Consider the following 17,488-nt stretch of genomic DNA (forward strand, 5'->3'; position numbering starts at 1 on the left):
CCTTGTTTTTCCGTTATAGTCCCGCTTTTTTTGTAAGAACCGTGTTCAAGGGGATTTCAAACTGAACGCATCCCTTTTTTAAGATGTATAGTTCAAAAAAAAAAACAAAAAATAAAACCAGTTTTTATTTAATGAATGTTTTTGGATAAGGGAGTTTAAAGAGGATGGAACTAAACTTTAAGAAAAGAGCTTATCACATTATGCCGGGAAGGCTTCGTACAGAGCTTTACGGCTTAAAAAATACACCAGAAACAGCACTCATGTTCAAACAGATGTTTTCTTCCATTGAGGGAATACAACTGGCAGAAGCAAGCGATGTGACTGGTAAGATCCTCATCCATTTTGATGAAAACACCTTATCACTGAACCATATCTGTACTGCAGTTTCTCAATTTGAGGAGATGCTGTTTAAACAACACCATTTGGAAGATTATGATGACAAAGAGGAATATGAAAATCCTGTGTATGCTGTATCAGCCTGCGAGGCCGCTGCCACAATTGACCTAGCAGCTTACAAAGAAAAGGCCGCTGGCTTCACAAACAGAGTCAGTTCATTTTTAGATGCCATACCTCTAAGGGCAAGAGCCCCGGCAGAAAGAATTCCCCTGCCGCTGGCTTTATCTGTAGGAGGTCTTTTAATTTTAGGGGTAAAACAATTATTCTGGGGCAGGTCGTTTTTCTCTCAGCACCCTTTGCTTTTTTACATGGCCGCAGGTATATCTGTCGTCACTGGATATGCGTTTTTCAAAGAAAGAATAAAAAAGGCCTCAATAGAAGGTAAACAGAATATTGCCGATATGGCGCTCTCTGTGGGTGCTATTGGTCTTGCATTAATCAGGGAAAATCTTGTTGTTCTATCGGCATTAAGCTTAATTCAATATTTGAATTGGAAAAGGAAAAGTTCGGATGAACAGGTCTTAATGGATCAGGAGTATGTGTCTGAAAAAATTGAAGCCTACAGCAGACAGGCAGGAAAATTGGGTTTCCTCAGTGCAGCCGCTGCATTAGCGGTGACAAGGAATCCAGTTATCTCACTGGCCGTATTGCTGGCGGCAAATCCAAGGCCAATAACTGTTTCTGCGGAATATGCATGGAAACAGGCAGACTTTATGGCGCGGCAAAACAATCAGATGATTCCAAAAAATGGTTCGGTTTTTGGTCTGGAACATCTGAAAGCAGTTGTCTTTGAGGATGCCTCCTTACTCTCTAAGGAGGGGTCAATACGTAAAGAATGCGAAGACCTGTTAAATCATCTTTCCGGCAAAACAGTTTCTTATATCAATAATAAGGATAAAGTGGACCTTGCTGAATTGCAGAAACAACTTGCAGACTTCGATGTGGAGTTTGTACCGCATCGAGCAATACGTACAGCAAAAAGGCACGATATCCTTCTTGTGATCAAGGAGGATACCCCGGAAAACAGTAAGGTTGTATCGTTTTATCCATATATAAGAGCCAATCAGTTATATGGAATAGCAAAAACGATGGAATACGCCGGTGAATTAAGTAAGGTTATTAATAGAAATCTTCTTATAACGAGAATATGGAATCTGGCAGGACCGATTCTTGCTATGCCCCTTATTCTCAGTGCACCGTTAGTTAATCTAATAGGGGATGCCCTTTCCCTTACTTTCATTTCTAGGGCAAAGGTTTGGACCGAGAAAAAGAATCAATCTGTAAAAGAGCTGCAGCAAGCTTTTAATAGGGATAAAACCCCGTGGCATTCAAAGGCAGCAGGCGACATTGTCAGCTTTTATAAGAGTGACATGCAAAAAGGCCTCGATCAGGAACAGGTAGACCATGCATCAGCTGTCTATGGGAAAAATCAGCTGGTATCCAAGACAAAATCTCACTGGATAAGAACATATGTGGGCCAATTCAAGGAATTCACCACCCAGGTTTTGGGCGCAACAGCCATCCTGAGTGCTGTCACTGGTCATTTATTCGATGGCTTGATCATGGGCGCGATTCTTCTGATAAATGCGGGAATAGGGACTGTTCAAGAAAGGAAAGCTGACCGTGCAGTAGAAACAATGAGCCAATTCGTACCGCCTAACTGCCGGGTGATCCGAGATGGATCCATTGCCGAAATCGCTGCGTACGATCTGGTTCCAGGGGATATTGTTGAGCTTGAGGCGGGGGACCGGGTTCCTGCAGACTTGCGCATTCTCCATTCCTCCAGCCTGGAGGCAAATGAATCTGCATTAACAGGGGAATCACTGCCTGTTGAGAAAAAAGAAGCAGGTATCAAGGAAGACGTACCAATCAATGACCGCACTAATTTACTTTACATGGGCACACACATAACCCGCGGCAAATGTAAGGCCATTGTAGTCGAAACAGGAAAGAACACTGAAATGGGCCATCTATTGTCTTTATTGACAGAAGAAGATGATCATACAACACCTCTTCAAAGACAGGTCACCACGATCAGTAAAAAGTTTATGAAAGGTGCACTTGCAGTGGGAGCACTTGTATTTATCACTGGTCTTGTCAGAGGGCTTCCTCTTACTGAAATGGTCACAACCTCTGTTGCCCTTACGGCATCAGCTATTCCAGAAGGTCTGCCAATCACCATCACATTTGCCTTGACTGCCGGAATTTTCAGGATGGCGAAGAAAAAGGCGCTGGTACGGAAATTATCAGCACTGGAAACTCTCGGAAGGACCACCGTGATTTGCTCCGATAAGACAGGCACTCTGACAAAAAATGAAATGACGGTGAAACGGATTGTCACTCCAGACCATGATTATAAAGTGACCGGCGATGGATACGACCCGAAAGGAAAAATAACCGGCGAGGAATCCGGCGATCTTGATCAATTGCTTAGAATCGGTCTGCTTTGTAATAATTCAGAACTGATCCAAGAACAAGGGAGCTGGAGCATTAAAGGAGACCCGACTGAAGGAGCACTGCTGACGGCTGCCGGCAAGCGGGGATTATGGAAACAAGAGCACAAGCAATGGATTAGAAAAGAGGAAATCCCATTCGATTCCTCTACCGGGAAAATGAGTGTTATATGCCACGAGGAGAACCAGCATGAAAAATGCTTTATCATGACAAAAGGCTCTGTTGAAAAACTTCTCGATATTTGTTCCCACTATCAAAGCAATGGAGAAGCAGTGCCGTTGAACGATTCTATGCGTAAGAAAATATTGGAGCAAAATGAGGAACTTGCCAAGGAGGCATTGCGTGTTCTTGGGTTTGCATATCGTGAACTGAATAGTAAAGCCAGCGAGGAACAATATGAGAAAAATCTCATTTATACAGGAATGTGCGGCATGATGGATCCGCCTAAGGCTGACGTGGAAAAAAGCATCCGTGATGCTGTCAGGCTCGGGATTAAGCCTGTCATGATAACAGGTGACCATCCGCTCACTGCCCTGGCAATCGCAAAACAAATAGGCATTTATGACGGCAAAACAAAAGCAGTCACCGGAAAGGAATTAGATGGTATCTCTAATGACGAGCTTTTGCGCATAATAGACGATATTGCCATTTACGCAAGGGTTACACCTGAGCATAAATTGCGCATTGTTACTACTCTCCAAAAGAAGGGGCATGTTGTCGCAATGACTGGAGACGGCGTCAATGATTCGCCTGCAATCAAAAAAGCAGACGTTGGGATTGCCATGGGAAAAACCGGTACACAGGTTACAAAGGAAACGGCAGATATGGTGTTGAAGGAGGACCATTTTGGTTCGATTGTCGATGGAGTGAAAGAAGGAAGAACCATTATTGGCAATATAAGGAAAGCAATAGGCTGTCTGCTCAGCGGGAATCTTGCAGAGATCCTGGTAACATCTATGGCGGTTATGGCCGGCTTGCCGCTTCCGGTAGTACCCGTACAGATATTGTTAATGAATATGCTGACCGATGCTCTGCCCGCAATGATCCTTGCGGTTAACCCTGGATCAAAATCAAAAGAAACGAAAAGACAGGAAATCGTTGATGGTTCGTTATACAGGCAAGTCATCACAAGGGGCGCTGTACTGGGTCTTGGATCCCTGGGTCTGTTCATTTGGGGGCTGAGCATCGGCCTGCCGCTTGCTGCCGCCCAAACGGTTGCGTTTGCGACATTAGTAGCAGGACAACTGATACAGACCTTTTCATGGAGACAGGCTGGATCCCGGGAAGCGGTAAAAGATTGGACTAAGGACCGCTTCCTTGTAGGAGCACTTGGTGTTTCATGGCTATCTCTATTCAGTGTGATTTATATTCCTCCTTTGGCGGGCATCTTTAAAACAGCAGCCCTCCCGCTGTGGCATTGGGGACCAATATTGTTAATTGCCACTATTGCCGCCAGGATAGTTAATCCTTTATCTAAAATGTGGAGCATACCTGGAAGGAGTATCCCGCAGGCAGCTTAGATAGGTATAAAAAATAACATAAAAAGGAAACCTAGGTAATGTGATAAAAGGGAGGTCTGCCTGTGTTTGAAAGAAATATACAGCGGTTAGTTGTCGGATCTGCGATAGCTATTGCAACTACCGCACTGCTTCCGGTTGTTAAAAAAACCCTAAGTCCAATCGTACAGGATTTTACAAAGCAGATGAGATATTTAATGGTCACAGCCAAAGAGGGAATAGAGGATATGGCGGCAGAAGTAAAGTTTGAACGGATGAGAAAGGCTATCGATAAAGAGTTAGCCATTGAAGGAGAGTTACTGTCCGATCATCAACCCGGACCTTTCATTAAAATCGAGAAGTAAGGAGGAGGGCAGGATGCAGCAGCAAGAAGAAAATGAAGTGATTGAGCCATTAAAAAAGGCACTTCTGAACCTCGAAGAAGCATTGCAGCAGACCGTTCGCGTCCTTAGCGATGAGCCTGAATCGAATAAAAGAATGGGCCATTATTGGGAGCAATTTCTTGGGACGTTCTTCGGAAGAGTTAGAACAGTCGGGAAAGAAAATAACACAAATTTGTTAAATTTAATATCCTTCACCAGGCTAAAAAAATTCTAACTGTGCAACCGCTTTACGAATTGACGCTTTCGCACAACAGGTGCATTACAAGGGGCTGGCGATACTAAAAGCCAGCCCTATGTATAATACAGCCGTTGGAAGGTGGCTTATTTGTGTTTTGGGTGTATATGTATTAGGGAATCGTATTTTAATCTTGGAATCGCGGGCATATGGCTATCGATAAGTAATTAGAGCGGTTTACCTTTATTATCGCTTCCGTAATTTAAGTCGAGCCAAGAAACCGCATAAATATTTACATTTTTAAAAACTCCTTTCTGTCGTCCAGAGAGGAGTTTTTGATTCTCAATATCAACTGACCACAGTCGATTGATAATTAGAAGATTAATTTAGATACGCCCAAAACAATTAAAACACATCCGGGTAAAAACTCAAGTTTTTTCATCCATTTAATATTTTGGAATGTCCTACCAAGTTTCGCACCCATCAAAAGAACACAACCGCTTATGAGGGCCACAATTAGAGGTGTTAAAAATAAAGGGTATCCTTGAAACGCTGCTCCGACTCCTACACCCATTGCGTCCAAAGATAATGCAAATCCTAACATAATGGACTCACTTAAGGATATTGTACCCGAATTGTCTATATCTGCTTTTTCCGGCTTCCTTAAAATTTCGATAACGATTTTAATGTTGAAAAATTTCAAGATTTTTCTTTGATTCTCAGTGAATGCTCTTGACTTTAATTGATTATTCTTTAAAATTGTCTCACTTCCCTGCTGTTTAAGGAACTTCAGAAGAGCAGCAGAGCCGAGAAATATTAATATTATCCCTCCGCTAATGGTTGTAGTCTCGGAGGAAATATAGTGGCTCAGGGTTTGGCCAATTAGCATTGATAAAAAGAAAGCAGCTGCTGTAATGGATCCTATAAGGTAAAGTGAGGGAAGGGGAATCGAAATACCTTTAAGTCCATAGGAAAAGCCAACAGCCAAACTGTCAAAACTTAATGAGATTCCAAGTATAATAATAAATAAGAGTTCAACGAACATAGAATCCCCCCAAAGGTAGTATAAACACTTCACATTTTATTAGGGGAAACAAGATAATGTGCATGGACACTTAGAATTTCTAAAGCCAATTACAGTTATCTTTAAGACAGCTTTTACACGTCGAGAGCGGAATCTGGTATTTTTAAATGGATTTAGGAAGTAGAAATGCCGAAAAGATATAAATCAATCCCACCGGAATTACTAGCAAGTTATTATTTAATTTAAAAGGATTAATGGTCTGCTAAAAAAGGAATAGTATACGTGTGGAACATCATGAATCTACAGGCTGAAGTATAAGGGAATAGGACATTACAACATTTCCTTTCGTCCAAGAAAACCATTTTAAATTAGCAGGTTTATTTGAAATAGAACAAAGGTTGGGATTTTAAATGAATACGTTAGATAAAGGGAAAGTGAATCTTATCACTCCGGACTATTACAATAACAGAGAGTTAAGCTGGCTGGCATTTAATGAACGTGTTCTCGGGGAAGCAGTGGATCATAGAAACCCTTTATTTGAGCGGCTAAAGTTCTTGGCAATATTCAGTTCCAATCTTGATGAATTCTTTATGGTACGGGTTGCGGGACTTTTAAATCAGGTGGAAGCAGGATTTAATAACCCTGAAAACAAGGCGGGGCTGACCCCAAAACAGCAATTGCAAGAAATTGCAATGAAAACTCATGAGCTTGTCGAGCGCCAGACTAAAACATTGAAAAGCTTACTGTTGCCGCAGTTAATGGATGAAAACATCGAGTTTTTGAAAATGGAAGATCTGAGTGATAACGAGGTAGAACATCTTGAGGAATATTTTGAAGAACAGATTTTCCCTTTATTAACCCCAATGGCCGTGGATGCTTATAGACCATTTCCAATGCTTTTGAATAAAAGCTTAAACCTGGCGATTGTCCTGGAAGATAAAAAAAAGAATAAAGAAGAAACTAAAATGGCGATCCTCCAAGTTCCCGCTGTTTTAGACAGATTTGTAAGCCTTAACTCACATTCCGGAATACTGGACTCAAGCAGCCAGCATACCTTTTATTTATTGGCTAACACATCCATTAATGGTCTGCGGCATAAGGATCGTTTAAAATTGGCCTTAATTGCATCTTTCAAAAGCAATGGATTGTTAAAACAGTATGTTGCCCGCTATGAAAACTGGTTTTCCAGGGAAGAATTGCAGGAAATCAGGGTGGCAGGAGCTATTGCCAAAATGGCTTCAGCTCTGGATGTATCTAAAAGGGGAATTGTAAAGTCTGTATCAATCAAAAGCGGCAAGGACCGCAACGAATTAATACTCGAGGTTGTTTGCGCGGGGAATCTTTTTGCCGAAAAGTACCAGGCAGAAAAGCAGTTACGGCATTTAGAAAAAGCAATGAAGAAAAATATAAAGATTGTCTTTACCAATTAAAAAAAATCTATCATCACCGTTCCCATTTTTATAAATGGGAACTTTATTTATTATGATGGAGATGAAGCGGTTAACATTCCGTTTCATTATAATTTAAAACCATTCCCATTGTTGTTGTAAAAGTTTACACAAAATTAAAACTTTTTTAGTGGTAGATTTACAATGTTAGCATTTAATAGACAATGATAGATAACCTATTTTACTAGGAGGATATTAAATGAAAAGCATAACTAAAAAGGGAACTGCAGCAGCTGCACTTGCACTAGCGATTACCATTCCTGCCTTATCGCCATCTGCAGCCGCGCCATCACCGCAAGTAAAGGTTGATTCAGTCAAATTTAGCGGCATGCAGGCGCCTGCTACCATCGATCAAATGGTAAAGACGTATACAAACGCTTCTGTGGAGGTGAAATACAGTAATGGAAAGATCAAAAAGTTCCCTCTTACATATAAACAGCTATTTAAATCAGAGGACAAAGTAGCCACAGTAAATGGTGAAAAAGTCCCTGCTGGTACGCCTATCGACTATTATGGAGATCCTATTATGGATAACAGTGTTCCTGGCAGCCCTACATATTTCGTATCAGATGCTCCTGATTCAAACAGTCTGCTGAATCCGATTGACGGCAAGCTATATATGCTCACTCATTACGAGTATCAAACGCTCGATGCTGCAGGAAAATCTGCATACGGCATCGTCCCTAGCAGCGTGTCATTAACGACTTTGGATCAGGATAAGAAAACCGGTGAACTAAAGGAAAAAGAAGTAAAGAAAGTAGATTTTTCTAGTGTTAACGGCCTTTGGATTCCATGCAATGGCTCACTTTCACCATGGAACACTCACTTAAGTTCTGAAGAATATGAACCGGATGCACGCGGTTTTGAATTTGATCCGGCGTCAAGTGCAAGAACATGGACTGAAAGTTTTGCCAGCCTTTATTTTGGTGATAAGTCTAAAGCAAATCCATATTTCTATGGCTATATCCCCGAGATCTCAGTAAATAGAGACGGAGAAGCTAAAGTAGTAAAACACTACAGCATCGGCCGTTTCTCTCATGAGTTAATGAAAGTAATGCCTGATAACAAAACGGCATTCTTCGGCGATGATGGTTCAAATACTTCGATGTTTATGTATGTAGCGAATAAAGAGAAGGATTTGTCCGCTGGTACGTTATATGCCGCTAAATTCCATCAAACCAAGGTAAATGACGATAAGTCAGGTGCAGGTAATCTTGAATGGATCAAGTTAGGGGAAGCAACTGATAAAGAGATTAAAAAGCTGATAGATAAAGGCATCCAATTCAGCGATATTTTCGAAACTTCTGATGTGCCCAAAGAAGGCTTTAAAGCTATTAAACAATATTCCTACGGAAAAGTTGAGTATCTAAAGCTTAAGCCAGGTATGGAAAAGGCAGCTGCTTTCCTGGAATCACGCCGTTATGCCGGTTATCTGGGTGCAACTACTGAATTCAACAAAATGGAAGGTATCACACTAAATTCCAAAGACAAAAAAGTATATGTTGCTATCTCTGATCAAAGCAACGGGATGGAAAAAGCGGCTGCGGATTCTGAATTACCTGACGATATTCAGCTGCCGAAATTAAAATCAGGTGTTACTTATCAGTTAGATTTAACTGCAGGGCAAAAAGACACCACAGGACAGCCGATTAATAGTAAGTATGTTGCTTCCACAATGAATGGTTTATTGGCTGGAGAAGACCTTGCCGGCGCTGATGCCCACGGAAACACTGCAAATGTAGACAAGGTAGCCGCTCCGGATAATTTAAGCTACTCCGAGGCAATGAGAACTTTATTCATCGGTGAAGACAGCTCACAGCATACAAACAACTTTGTATGGGCGTATAATGTCGATACCAAAGAATTGTCACGTGTGCTTTCAAATCCAGCGGGTGCGGAATCTACTGGTTTGTTTGCAGCGGAGGACCGCAATGGGTTCTCTTACATCATGAGCAACTTCCAGCACCCTGGTGATGAAGTCGATAAGAAGCAATTTGACCCAGCTGCTGTAAATAAGGAAGAATTATTGAAGGCCATCGACAAACAGATTGGCATTAACAAAACTGGCGGCATTGGCTATATCTCAGGCCTGCCATCATTCACGAAAATGCCTGATTTCGCTGCTCCGGCGGCACCCGGCGTGGACAAAGTAATCGATAAATCTACAACAGTGAGCGGGAAAGCAGAAGCCAGCTCCACTGTAAAACTATATATAAACGGAAAATATCAAAAGAGCACTACCGCAGACAAGAGTGGGAAATATAAATTCTCCATCAGCAGGCAGGCTGCAGGAACCGAGATCAAAGTAACTGCGACTGATGCGGCAGGAAACGTTAGCAGTGCCAAGACTGTCAAAGTGCTGGATACTACTGCTCCGGGCAAGCCTTCTGTAAATAAAGTTACCTATAAAACACTTTATGTAACAGGCAAGGCTGAAAAGGGTGCGACTGTTTACATTTACAAAGAAAAAACCTTCCTAGGCAAAGCTACTGCTGATGCTAAAGGAACATACAAAGTCAAAATCAAATCCCAGAAAAAGGGTGCAACATTAAGGATCGCTGCTAAGGATAAAGCAGGCAATATAAGCCAATCGACTAATGTAAAAGTCAACTAAAACTGCTAGATTAGGCAGTGCGAAGAACCCGGGTGCTGTTTACAACCCGGGTTCTTTATATTTTCTTAATTCCTTTTTTAATAAAAATTTTATATAGCTTTACAAATCTGAAATTGTAGATTAACAGATGGGGATTAATCTAAAAAGGAGAGAGGGGATTAAAGAAAGACATAAGTCTGCTTGCTGGGCCTTTTCATGCAAATGGGAACCGATGACCTTAACTTAGCAACTATCACTGGTCATCTACTCGCTGGAAACGAGGGCAGATTAGGTTTGATGCTGGCGTTGCTGTAAAACGTACATACTTATTTCTTTATAAAGGAGGGATTCGGGATTCATCTCCCGATCTAAAAATGAATCGTTTCCTACAAGCCGCAATCAGAAGAGCTGGCCTCATTATTACCCTTACTGTCATTGTTCTGGTATGGGGCGTGATATCAGCCTTTCAAATGCAGAGAGATTATCTGCCTGAAATTAATAATCCTACACTTACGGTTACAGTAAAAGCACAGAGCTTACAGGCTGATCAGGTTAAAGAATATATAACAAAGCCTATCCAGCAGGCGGTCAGGGTAGTAGACAATCTTCAGGATGTGGAAACTAATTCCTTTAACGGGGGCTCGTTTATAAGTCTGAATTTTCCTATGAAATACGATATGGAAAAGGCCGAGGAGCAAGTAAATAAAGCGATAGAAGAAATTCCAATGCCAAAAGGATCCGACAAACCCCTTGTGAACCGCCTTAGTACGCATTCGCTTCCTATTATGACAATCAGTCTAAAAAGCAATAATGTCAATATTACCGAAAACATACTTAGGACTTCCATACAAGAAGAAGTGGTAAACGGACTTAAAACTGTTCCTGGAATAAAAGACATTCAAGTGTCAGGCGGCGGAAACGCTGGGTACGCCATCTCGATTCGCAGGGACGACTTAATTAAGTCCGGTTTTAGTGTGGACGATATCAATAATTCCCTCAAACAACAGCACACAACTGAAACAGAAGGGAACTTATCAGACAGCCAGATGACGGTTCCCATAAAAGTGAACGGCTGGGGGCTGACCAGAACAGATCTGCAGAAGCTGTCTATAAGCCGGGCGGATGGGAAGACCATTTCTCTATCTGATGTGGCAGATATTTCGAATGCGATTGTTAATCTTCAGACCATATCCAGAACAAAAGGTACCCCAAGTGTAGTACTGGATATATTAAAAACGCCTTCATCCAATATCACGCAGCTGTCGCAAAGCATTCACAGCCGGCTGCAGGATATAACACCGATTAAAAACAAGGATGTAAAAGCTTCCGTACTTTTTGACCAGGGTCAGCAGGTGAACCATTCTTTACAGGGACTTGTTAAAGAGGGATTATTGGGGTGCTTGTTCTCCATGATTTGCGTATTTCTATTCTTTCGCAAAGTACGCTCTACATTATTGATTGCTATTTCCCTGCCAATATGTCTTCTAGCTACTGCCGGCATCCTAAAAGTGTTAGGAATCTCCCTTAACATTCTTACTGTTTCCGGCCTTGTGGTGGCGATGGGGAGGGTTGTGGATGATTCTATTGTTATATTAGACAATATCAATAGAAAAGTAGAAAAAAGAAACGAATTAAAAAGCTTTGCATTCATTACACAGGGTGTTAAAGAGATGATCCCGGCGATTGTTTCGTCTACGGCCACTACGGTTGCTGTATATATTCCCATAGCCCTTGTCGGCGGGCTCGTCGGTGCAGCCTTTTCTGGTTTTGCATGGTCTGTTGTGATTGCTCTCCTTATTTCCTTAGTTGTCTCAGTTCTTGTAGTTCCTGCTCTATATAATCTTGTCTGGATGGGAAAGCCAGCAGCCACCGACGATTTCCTAGCCAACCGTTCTGATAAGATGTTTAACTGGGTTTTTCAGAAAAAGAAGCTTCTTAGTACTGTGACGGTAAGTGCATTTGTCGTTTTGGGTGCAGCCTCAGCCTTGCTTCCCGTAAATTTCCTGCCCATGACTAATAATACGGGGCAGTTTGGTATCCAGATTGAAATGCCTAAAAATACATCACTGGAGGAAGTAGACTCAGAAGTGAGGAGAGTAGAAGGACTTTTGAAAAGGAATCCAAATGTTTCTTCATTCTCTTCCGGACTCGGTTCTTCTTATACCCCTCAATCAGATGATGTTTTTGATGCTGGAGGTGGATGGATACAGCAGCCGAATATAGCCAATCTGTCCCTAAGCATTAGAAAAAATGCAGATAAAACCAGAATGACCAGCCAATTACAAAAGCAGTTGGATTCTCTTAAAAGTTCAGCGATTTACACGGTAACCGACAAAAGTATCGCGGGGGATGACTCTTTATTAAAAATTAATTTAAATGGGGCGGATAGCCAGACTCTCGAAGAATTATCACGCTCTGTCGGAAATCGCCTAAAGTTGATACCGGGCCTGGCCGTGCAAGGTTTGGCTGATGAAGAAGGAACCGCTTCTCAATATCAACTAACGCTGAACCGAAAAATGATTGAACAAAATGGTTTGAATTTATCAGATATCATGAACAGATTCAAGCTATACACCGCTGAAGGCACAATAGGCGAGATTTCGATCAACCATAATACGTATTCTACTGTCATGCATTTAAAGGGTGTGAACAGTAAAAATGCGCAAGCCCTCACTGAAACAGATCCGGCCCTGCGATTATTAAACCAGATGGGAAACGAATTGTTTAAAAATAAAGAGGGGAGAACGTTTAGGCTAAATCAGCTTGTGGCTGCAGCTCCCATCACAGATGCATCTGTGATACAAGAGAAGGATGGTCATCCTTACGCTGTTATTACGGGAAACATTCTTTCTAGAGATGTAGGGAAAGTAACCAAACAAGTTAAACGTGTACTTAAGGATACTCCGCTTCCAGAAGGTGTTCAGTACTCTTTTGCAGGAGCTCCTGAGCAAGTAAAGGAAATGATTTATGAAATGGCCATAGCTCTCTCATTTTCAATATTGCTCGTTCTGTCGATTATCAGCTGTGTTTTCAGGGGATGGAAGGCACCTCTCACAGTTTTAATTTGTATACCGCTAGCCTTCATTGGATCAGCCGCTGGAATGCTGATCTTCCAGTTAGAATGGAACCTGGCTGCTCTGGTCGGCCTGTTAATGTTAACCGGAATCGTGGTTACAAATGGAATTGTATTAGTAGATAAAATAGAGCGAAATAGGCTGGCAGGACACAGTCTGGAAGAAGCTCTATTACTAGGTACATTATCCAGAATCAGGCCAATCCTCACAACTGCATTAACAACCATTTTAACACTGCTGCCTCTAGCTTTATCGTCCCGAACAGACACCATTATCTCTCAAACACTCGGTATAGTGGTGATTGGAGGATTAATAAGCTCCACCTTTATCAGCTTATTTATGATTCCTATTCTGTATAAATGGCTTCATAAGGACCATGGCCAGAGCAGCGGCGGCTTCGCAGATGACCTGAGTCATAAATTACAAAAAAGCGTTTAGGAGTTTAGGTCCATTGTTTTTGGCTATGGACTAACATGCATACTATCCTTTCGTTAGAAAAAAGAACCGTTCTTTAACACGGTTCTTTTTTCTATAGGTAAAACATTTATAAATATTGAAGTTACATAGAATACACCATTCATCCGGCCTCATACGGTCATTTATGGCCTATCCGCAGTGAATGGGCTAGAATCTGGACCACACTTAGTTTTAAATCATATCTCTCAAAGGTTACATCGTAATGGTTTCTATTTCCTCTTATAATATATGCTCAGCACCTGTTCGAAATGATTTGTTCAACTACAGCACAATTCGGAGTGTGATATTGCATGTTTAATTTTCGGATAAGTAATTTTCTATATTTTTTATTTGAATTTTATTTAAATTATGTAAATTTGTTAAGGTGAAAAATAAACAAATAGGACTACGAATAAGGAATATACCTATTTTTTAATGGTGGATAATATCCCAAAATGTCTATTTTTAGGGCAAATTTACTAACTATAATGATTAATGAGATTAACTATATCCTTATATAAATTTACTAAACTGGCATAGTAAATTAACAGAACAGGAGTACTCTTTAAGTAGATTCAGGAAGGAGTGTAAAAAAGTGAAGAAAAAAGTAAACAAGAAAAAATTGATTGCTGGAGTTGCCTTAAGTACGGTGTTGTTAGGATCTGCCGGTGCTTATGCCGCAAACGATTATGCTTTTGGAAACAGGCTCGTTGGTCCTCAGGCTGACGGCTCCGTATTGACACCTGTCAATCAACTTATCACGCCAGCAGGAAAACAGATTGAATTCGGGGGCAACCCTATTACGGTTGCTGTACATCCAAATGGTAAGACAGCCGCAACGATCGTTGGACGCAATAATTACGGTGGAAAAGGAATTAACATTGTCGATCTTTCGAACGGGAAATTGACTACTAAGGATTTATCCTTAGGCCTCTCTCAAATGTGGGGATTAGCTTATTCTGCGGATGGCAGAGAGCTATATGCAACAGGTTCATCAGGAACAACCGGAAAAGTAGTCGTTATGTCAGTTAGTGAAGATGGAACTCCATCCGTACAAAAAAGCATTAATCTGCCAAAAGCATCTGTCGGCGGAAATATTAATCCACTTGACATAGCGGTTACACAGGATGGTAAGCTTCTAGTTGCCCTGAACCGTGATAACAGCCTTGGAGTTATTGATCCTCAATCAGGTTCTGTAACAAAAGTTGCAGTAGAAAATGCGCCTACAGGTGTATTAGTCAAAGGCAATATAGCTTATGTAACGAACCAGGGCGGACGTGCCGAAAAAGAAGGGGACACAACGGTAAATTCTTCGGGTACAAATGTGGTTGTGGATCCTAAAACAGGTGCCACTTCGACCGGAACGGTATCTGTTATTGACTTGACTACGAATACAGTCAAGAAAACGATCGAAGTGGGTATGCAGCCTGAACGTATGACGCAGTCAGGCCAATACATATTTGTAGCAAATACAAATAGCGACACAGTTTCTGTCATTGATTCCAAAACTAATACGGTCGCACAAACTATAGACATTAAACCATACCCTAAAGCTGCTAAAGGCTCAGCACCAAACGCTGTGAAAGTGGTAGATAACAAATTAATGGTAAGCCTTGGGCGGGATAATGCGATTGCAGTATACGATTGGCATGGACCTGAAAAGACTCCTGAGCTGCAAGGACTTTTGCCGACAGCCTGGTTTCCAGTAGATATTGCTGTTGATTCTGAAAATAAGAAGTTAATCGTCGCTAATGCGGACGGTATTGGTTCCCGTGGACCTGCACGTGATTTAACGATTCAAGGAGTTAAGGTTACCGGGAAATCGTCATATGCTCAAATTGGTTCTCTTTCATTAATCCCATTCCCTTCTGCCGAGGATCTTGCAAAAGGGACCAAGCAGGTTTTTGCCGACAACAACTGGTTTGGTTTAAAGAACCTGAACGCGAAACCTCGTCACAATAAAAAACCGGCGGCTATGCCGGAACGTGTTGGTGAGCCTTCAACAATTAAACATGTATTCTATATTATTAAAGAAAATCGCACTTATGACCAGGTTCTAGGAGATCTAGGTAAAGGAAATGGAGAACCAGCCTTGACTCAGTTCCCAAAAGCAGTGACTCCAAACATTCACAAACTTGCGAGTACCTTCCCGCTCCTTGATAACGTATATACTTCAGGTATTCAATCAGCAAGCGGACACCAATGGGTAATGCAGGGAACAAACACGGACTATGAGGACAAAGAAACAGATTCAGCTAATGTTAGAAGCTATCCTGGAGGAGCCGGGGATCCTATGGCGTATGCACCTACAGGACACTTATGGGATCAAGCAGCAAAAAATAATGTATCTGTGGAAAACTTTGGCGAAGATACAACCGGTTTCACAGGATCAGCACCGTTTGGCACCTGGACGGACTGGTATAAAGATTATCAGATCCTTTCCGGACAGAAAAAGGGCGATCTTCATGTGCCTATAGGAAACTATTCGGCAACGTATGATATTCCAACTCTAGGGCCGATTACCCATAAACCGTTCCCAACCTTTGATACGAATATTCCAGATCAATATCGATTTGAAATATTTAAGCAGCGGTTTGAGGAACACGTCAAAAATAACGATTTACCGGCATTAAACACGATGTGGGTAATGGATGACCATACTGCAGGCAATGCAACAGGTTCTCCTACACCACAGGCAATGGTTGCGGATAATGATCTTGCTATTGGTAAAATCGTTGACCTTATTTCACACAGTCCTTATTGGAAGGACTCTGTAATCTTTATAACTGAAGATGATTCACAGAATGGATTAGACCATGTCGACGGTCATCGTGAGCCTGCTCATGTAATCAGCCCATGGGTAAAAAAGGGAATTACGGACAGCCACTATTGGACGGTTATAAATATGGTACGCAGTATCGAGCAAATACTTGGTCTCCCAGCTATGAACCAAAATGATGCAGCCGCAGAACCGATGAGCGAGCTCTTTACAAACAAGCCAGATTTTTCACCGTATAACTTCGAGCCTAACCAGATACCGCTTGATGCTTTAAACGGACAGCCGAACTCCAATACGGCTGCACTTGCCAATACAGATCAAGTTACACCAGAGACAAAAGAGCTTTCAAAAAAATGGACGGAATGGTCAAACAAGAACAAGCATCAATTCACCGGTAAACATGCTTCTCCGGATGAAGTCAACGCCAACATGCTGAATCATTCTGTCTGGTACGCAACAAAAGGCTTTGATCAACCCTATCCAGGGGATAAACAGCCGCTCAGCCCAGAAGAAGTGCAGAAGCAGCCTGAAAGCAGCGCACCTTCTCCAGCAAATAATTAAATACGTAAAGAAAATCCAAGAGAAAGAGGCTGCTTCCATTATATTTGGAGACAGCCTCTTTATAATACTCCAGAAGAAACTAAGCATTCTTAATTATATAAACAATGACATGAATGCAGGCTTTTTTTCATACTATATTTTGGGGGTGGAAAAATGCCAAGAGCAAGTTACCGAAGTGCAGACGTTGACTTAATGGCAAGGATGATGAGAGCAGAAGCCGAGGGTGAAGGAAAACAGGGAATGTTATATGTCGGAAATGTAATTGTGAATCGTCTTGTAGCAAACTGTTTAGACTTTAGAGGTTTAAGAACAGTTAGGCAAGTTATTTTTCAAGTACAAGGAGGCAATTTTTCCTTTGAAGCAGTTCAAAAAGGGAATGTATTTTATCAAAGAGCAAGAGCTTCTGAAAGAAGATTAGCAAAACAGACTTTGGATTATTGGAGAGACCACCCAGCAAAATATGCTCTTTGGTATTTTAATCCGCATGCACCATGCCCTCCAACATGGTATGGCCAACCTCAAACTGGTCAATTTAAACAACATTGTTTTTATGAACCAAGACCTGGAACGTGTGAAAGTGTTTATAGTGGTTAAGTTTACTCTTTGGGGTAAGCTTTTTAAATATTTA

General features: G+C 41.5%; 8 protein-coding genes and 1 pseudogene. 8 read left to right on the forward strand and 1 reads right to left on the reverse strand.

The window, feature by feature from the left end; translation table 11 throughout:
• The first annotated feature begins 164 nt into the window (after positions 1 to 164).
• From H539_RS29720 to H539_RS0124570, 3 genes are all read left to right on the forward strand, one after another.
• Positions 165 to 4,370: a cation-translocating P-type ATPase gene (locus H539_RS29720; protein ID WP_026695711.1), complete on the forward strand. Its 4,206-nt coding sequence runs from the start codon at positions 165 to 167 to the stop codon at positions 4,368 to 4,370.
• Between the two features lie 62 nt (positions 4,371 to 4,432).
• On the forward strand, positions 4,433 to 4,711 hold the full coding sequence (locus tag H539_RS0124565; RefSeq protein ID WP_051348790.1) for a hypothetical protein: 279 nt from the start codon (positions 4,433 to 4,435) through the stop codon (positions 4,709 to 4,711).
• 13 nt (positions 4,712 to 4,724) lie between these two features.
• Positions 4,725 to 4,964, forward strand: a complete 240-nt coding sequence (locus H539_RS0124570; protein ID WP_051348791.1) for a hypothetical protein — start codon at positions 4,725 to 4,727, stop codon at positions 4,962 to 4,964.
• Positions 4,965 to 5,298: 334 nt separating this feature from the next.
• On the opposite strand, the gene ytaF is transcribed toward H539_RS0124570, so the two are convergent.
• Positions 5,299 to 5,970, reverse strand: a complete 672-nt coding sequence (ytaF, locus tag H539_RS0124575; RefSeq protein WP_026695714.1) for a sporulation membrane protein YtaF — start codon at positions 5,968 to 5,970, stop codon at positions 5,299 to 5,301.
• 389 nt (positions 5,971 to 6,359) lie between these two features.
• On the opposite strand from ytaF, the pseudogene H539_RS0124580 reads away from it, so the two are divergent.
• The 5 genes and pseudogenes from H539_RS0124580 to H539_RS0124600 form a co-directional block, all read left to right on the forward strand.
• Positions 6,360 to 7,049: pseudogene (locus H539_RS0124580) on the forward strand (RNA degradosome polyphosphate kinase); the annotation flags it as partial.
• A gap of 547 nt (positions 7,050 to 7,596) precedes the next feature.
• Entirely contained in the window at positions 7,597 to 10,011 is a 2,415-nt protein-coding gene (locus H539_RS29725; protein WP_081416033.1) for an Ig-like domain-containing protein, read from the forward strand.
• A gap of 353 nt (positions 10,012 to 10,364) precedes the next feature.
• The gene (locus H539_RS29730; RefSeq protein ID WP_081416034.1) at positions 10,365 to 13,502 is read left to right on the forward strand and encodes an efflux RND transporter permease subunit; all 3,138 of its coding nucleotides are present in this window, start codon (positions 10,365 to 10,367) and stop codon (positions 13,500 to 13,502) included.
• 613 nt (positions 13,503 to 14,115) lie between these two features.
• A complete protein-coding gene (locus tag H539_RS0124595) occupies positions 14,116 to 16,860 on the forward strand; it encodes a bifunctional YncE family protein/alkaline phosphatase family protein (RefSeq protein ID WP_026695716.1) in 2,745 nt (914 codons plus the stop codon).
• A gap of 153 nt (positions 16,861 to 17,013) precedes the next feature.
• Complete coding sequence (locus H539_RS0124600) at positions 17,014 to 17,454, forward strand: cell wall hydrolase (protein ID WP_026695717.1); 441 nt, start codon at positions 17,014 to 17,016, stop codon at positions 17,452 to 17,454.
• Positions 17,455 to 17,488: the final 34 nt, after the last annotated feature.

Source organism: Peribacillus kribbensis DSM 17871 (genome assembly GCF_000430765.1).
Classification (GTDB): domain Bacteria; phylum Bacillota; class Bacilli; order Bacillales; family DSM-1321; genus Paraperibacillus; species Paraperibacillus kribbensis.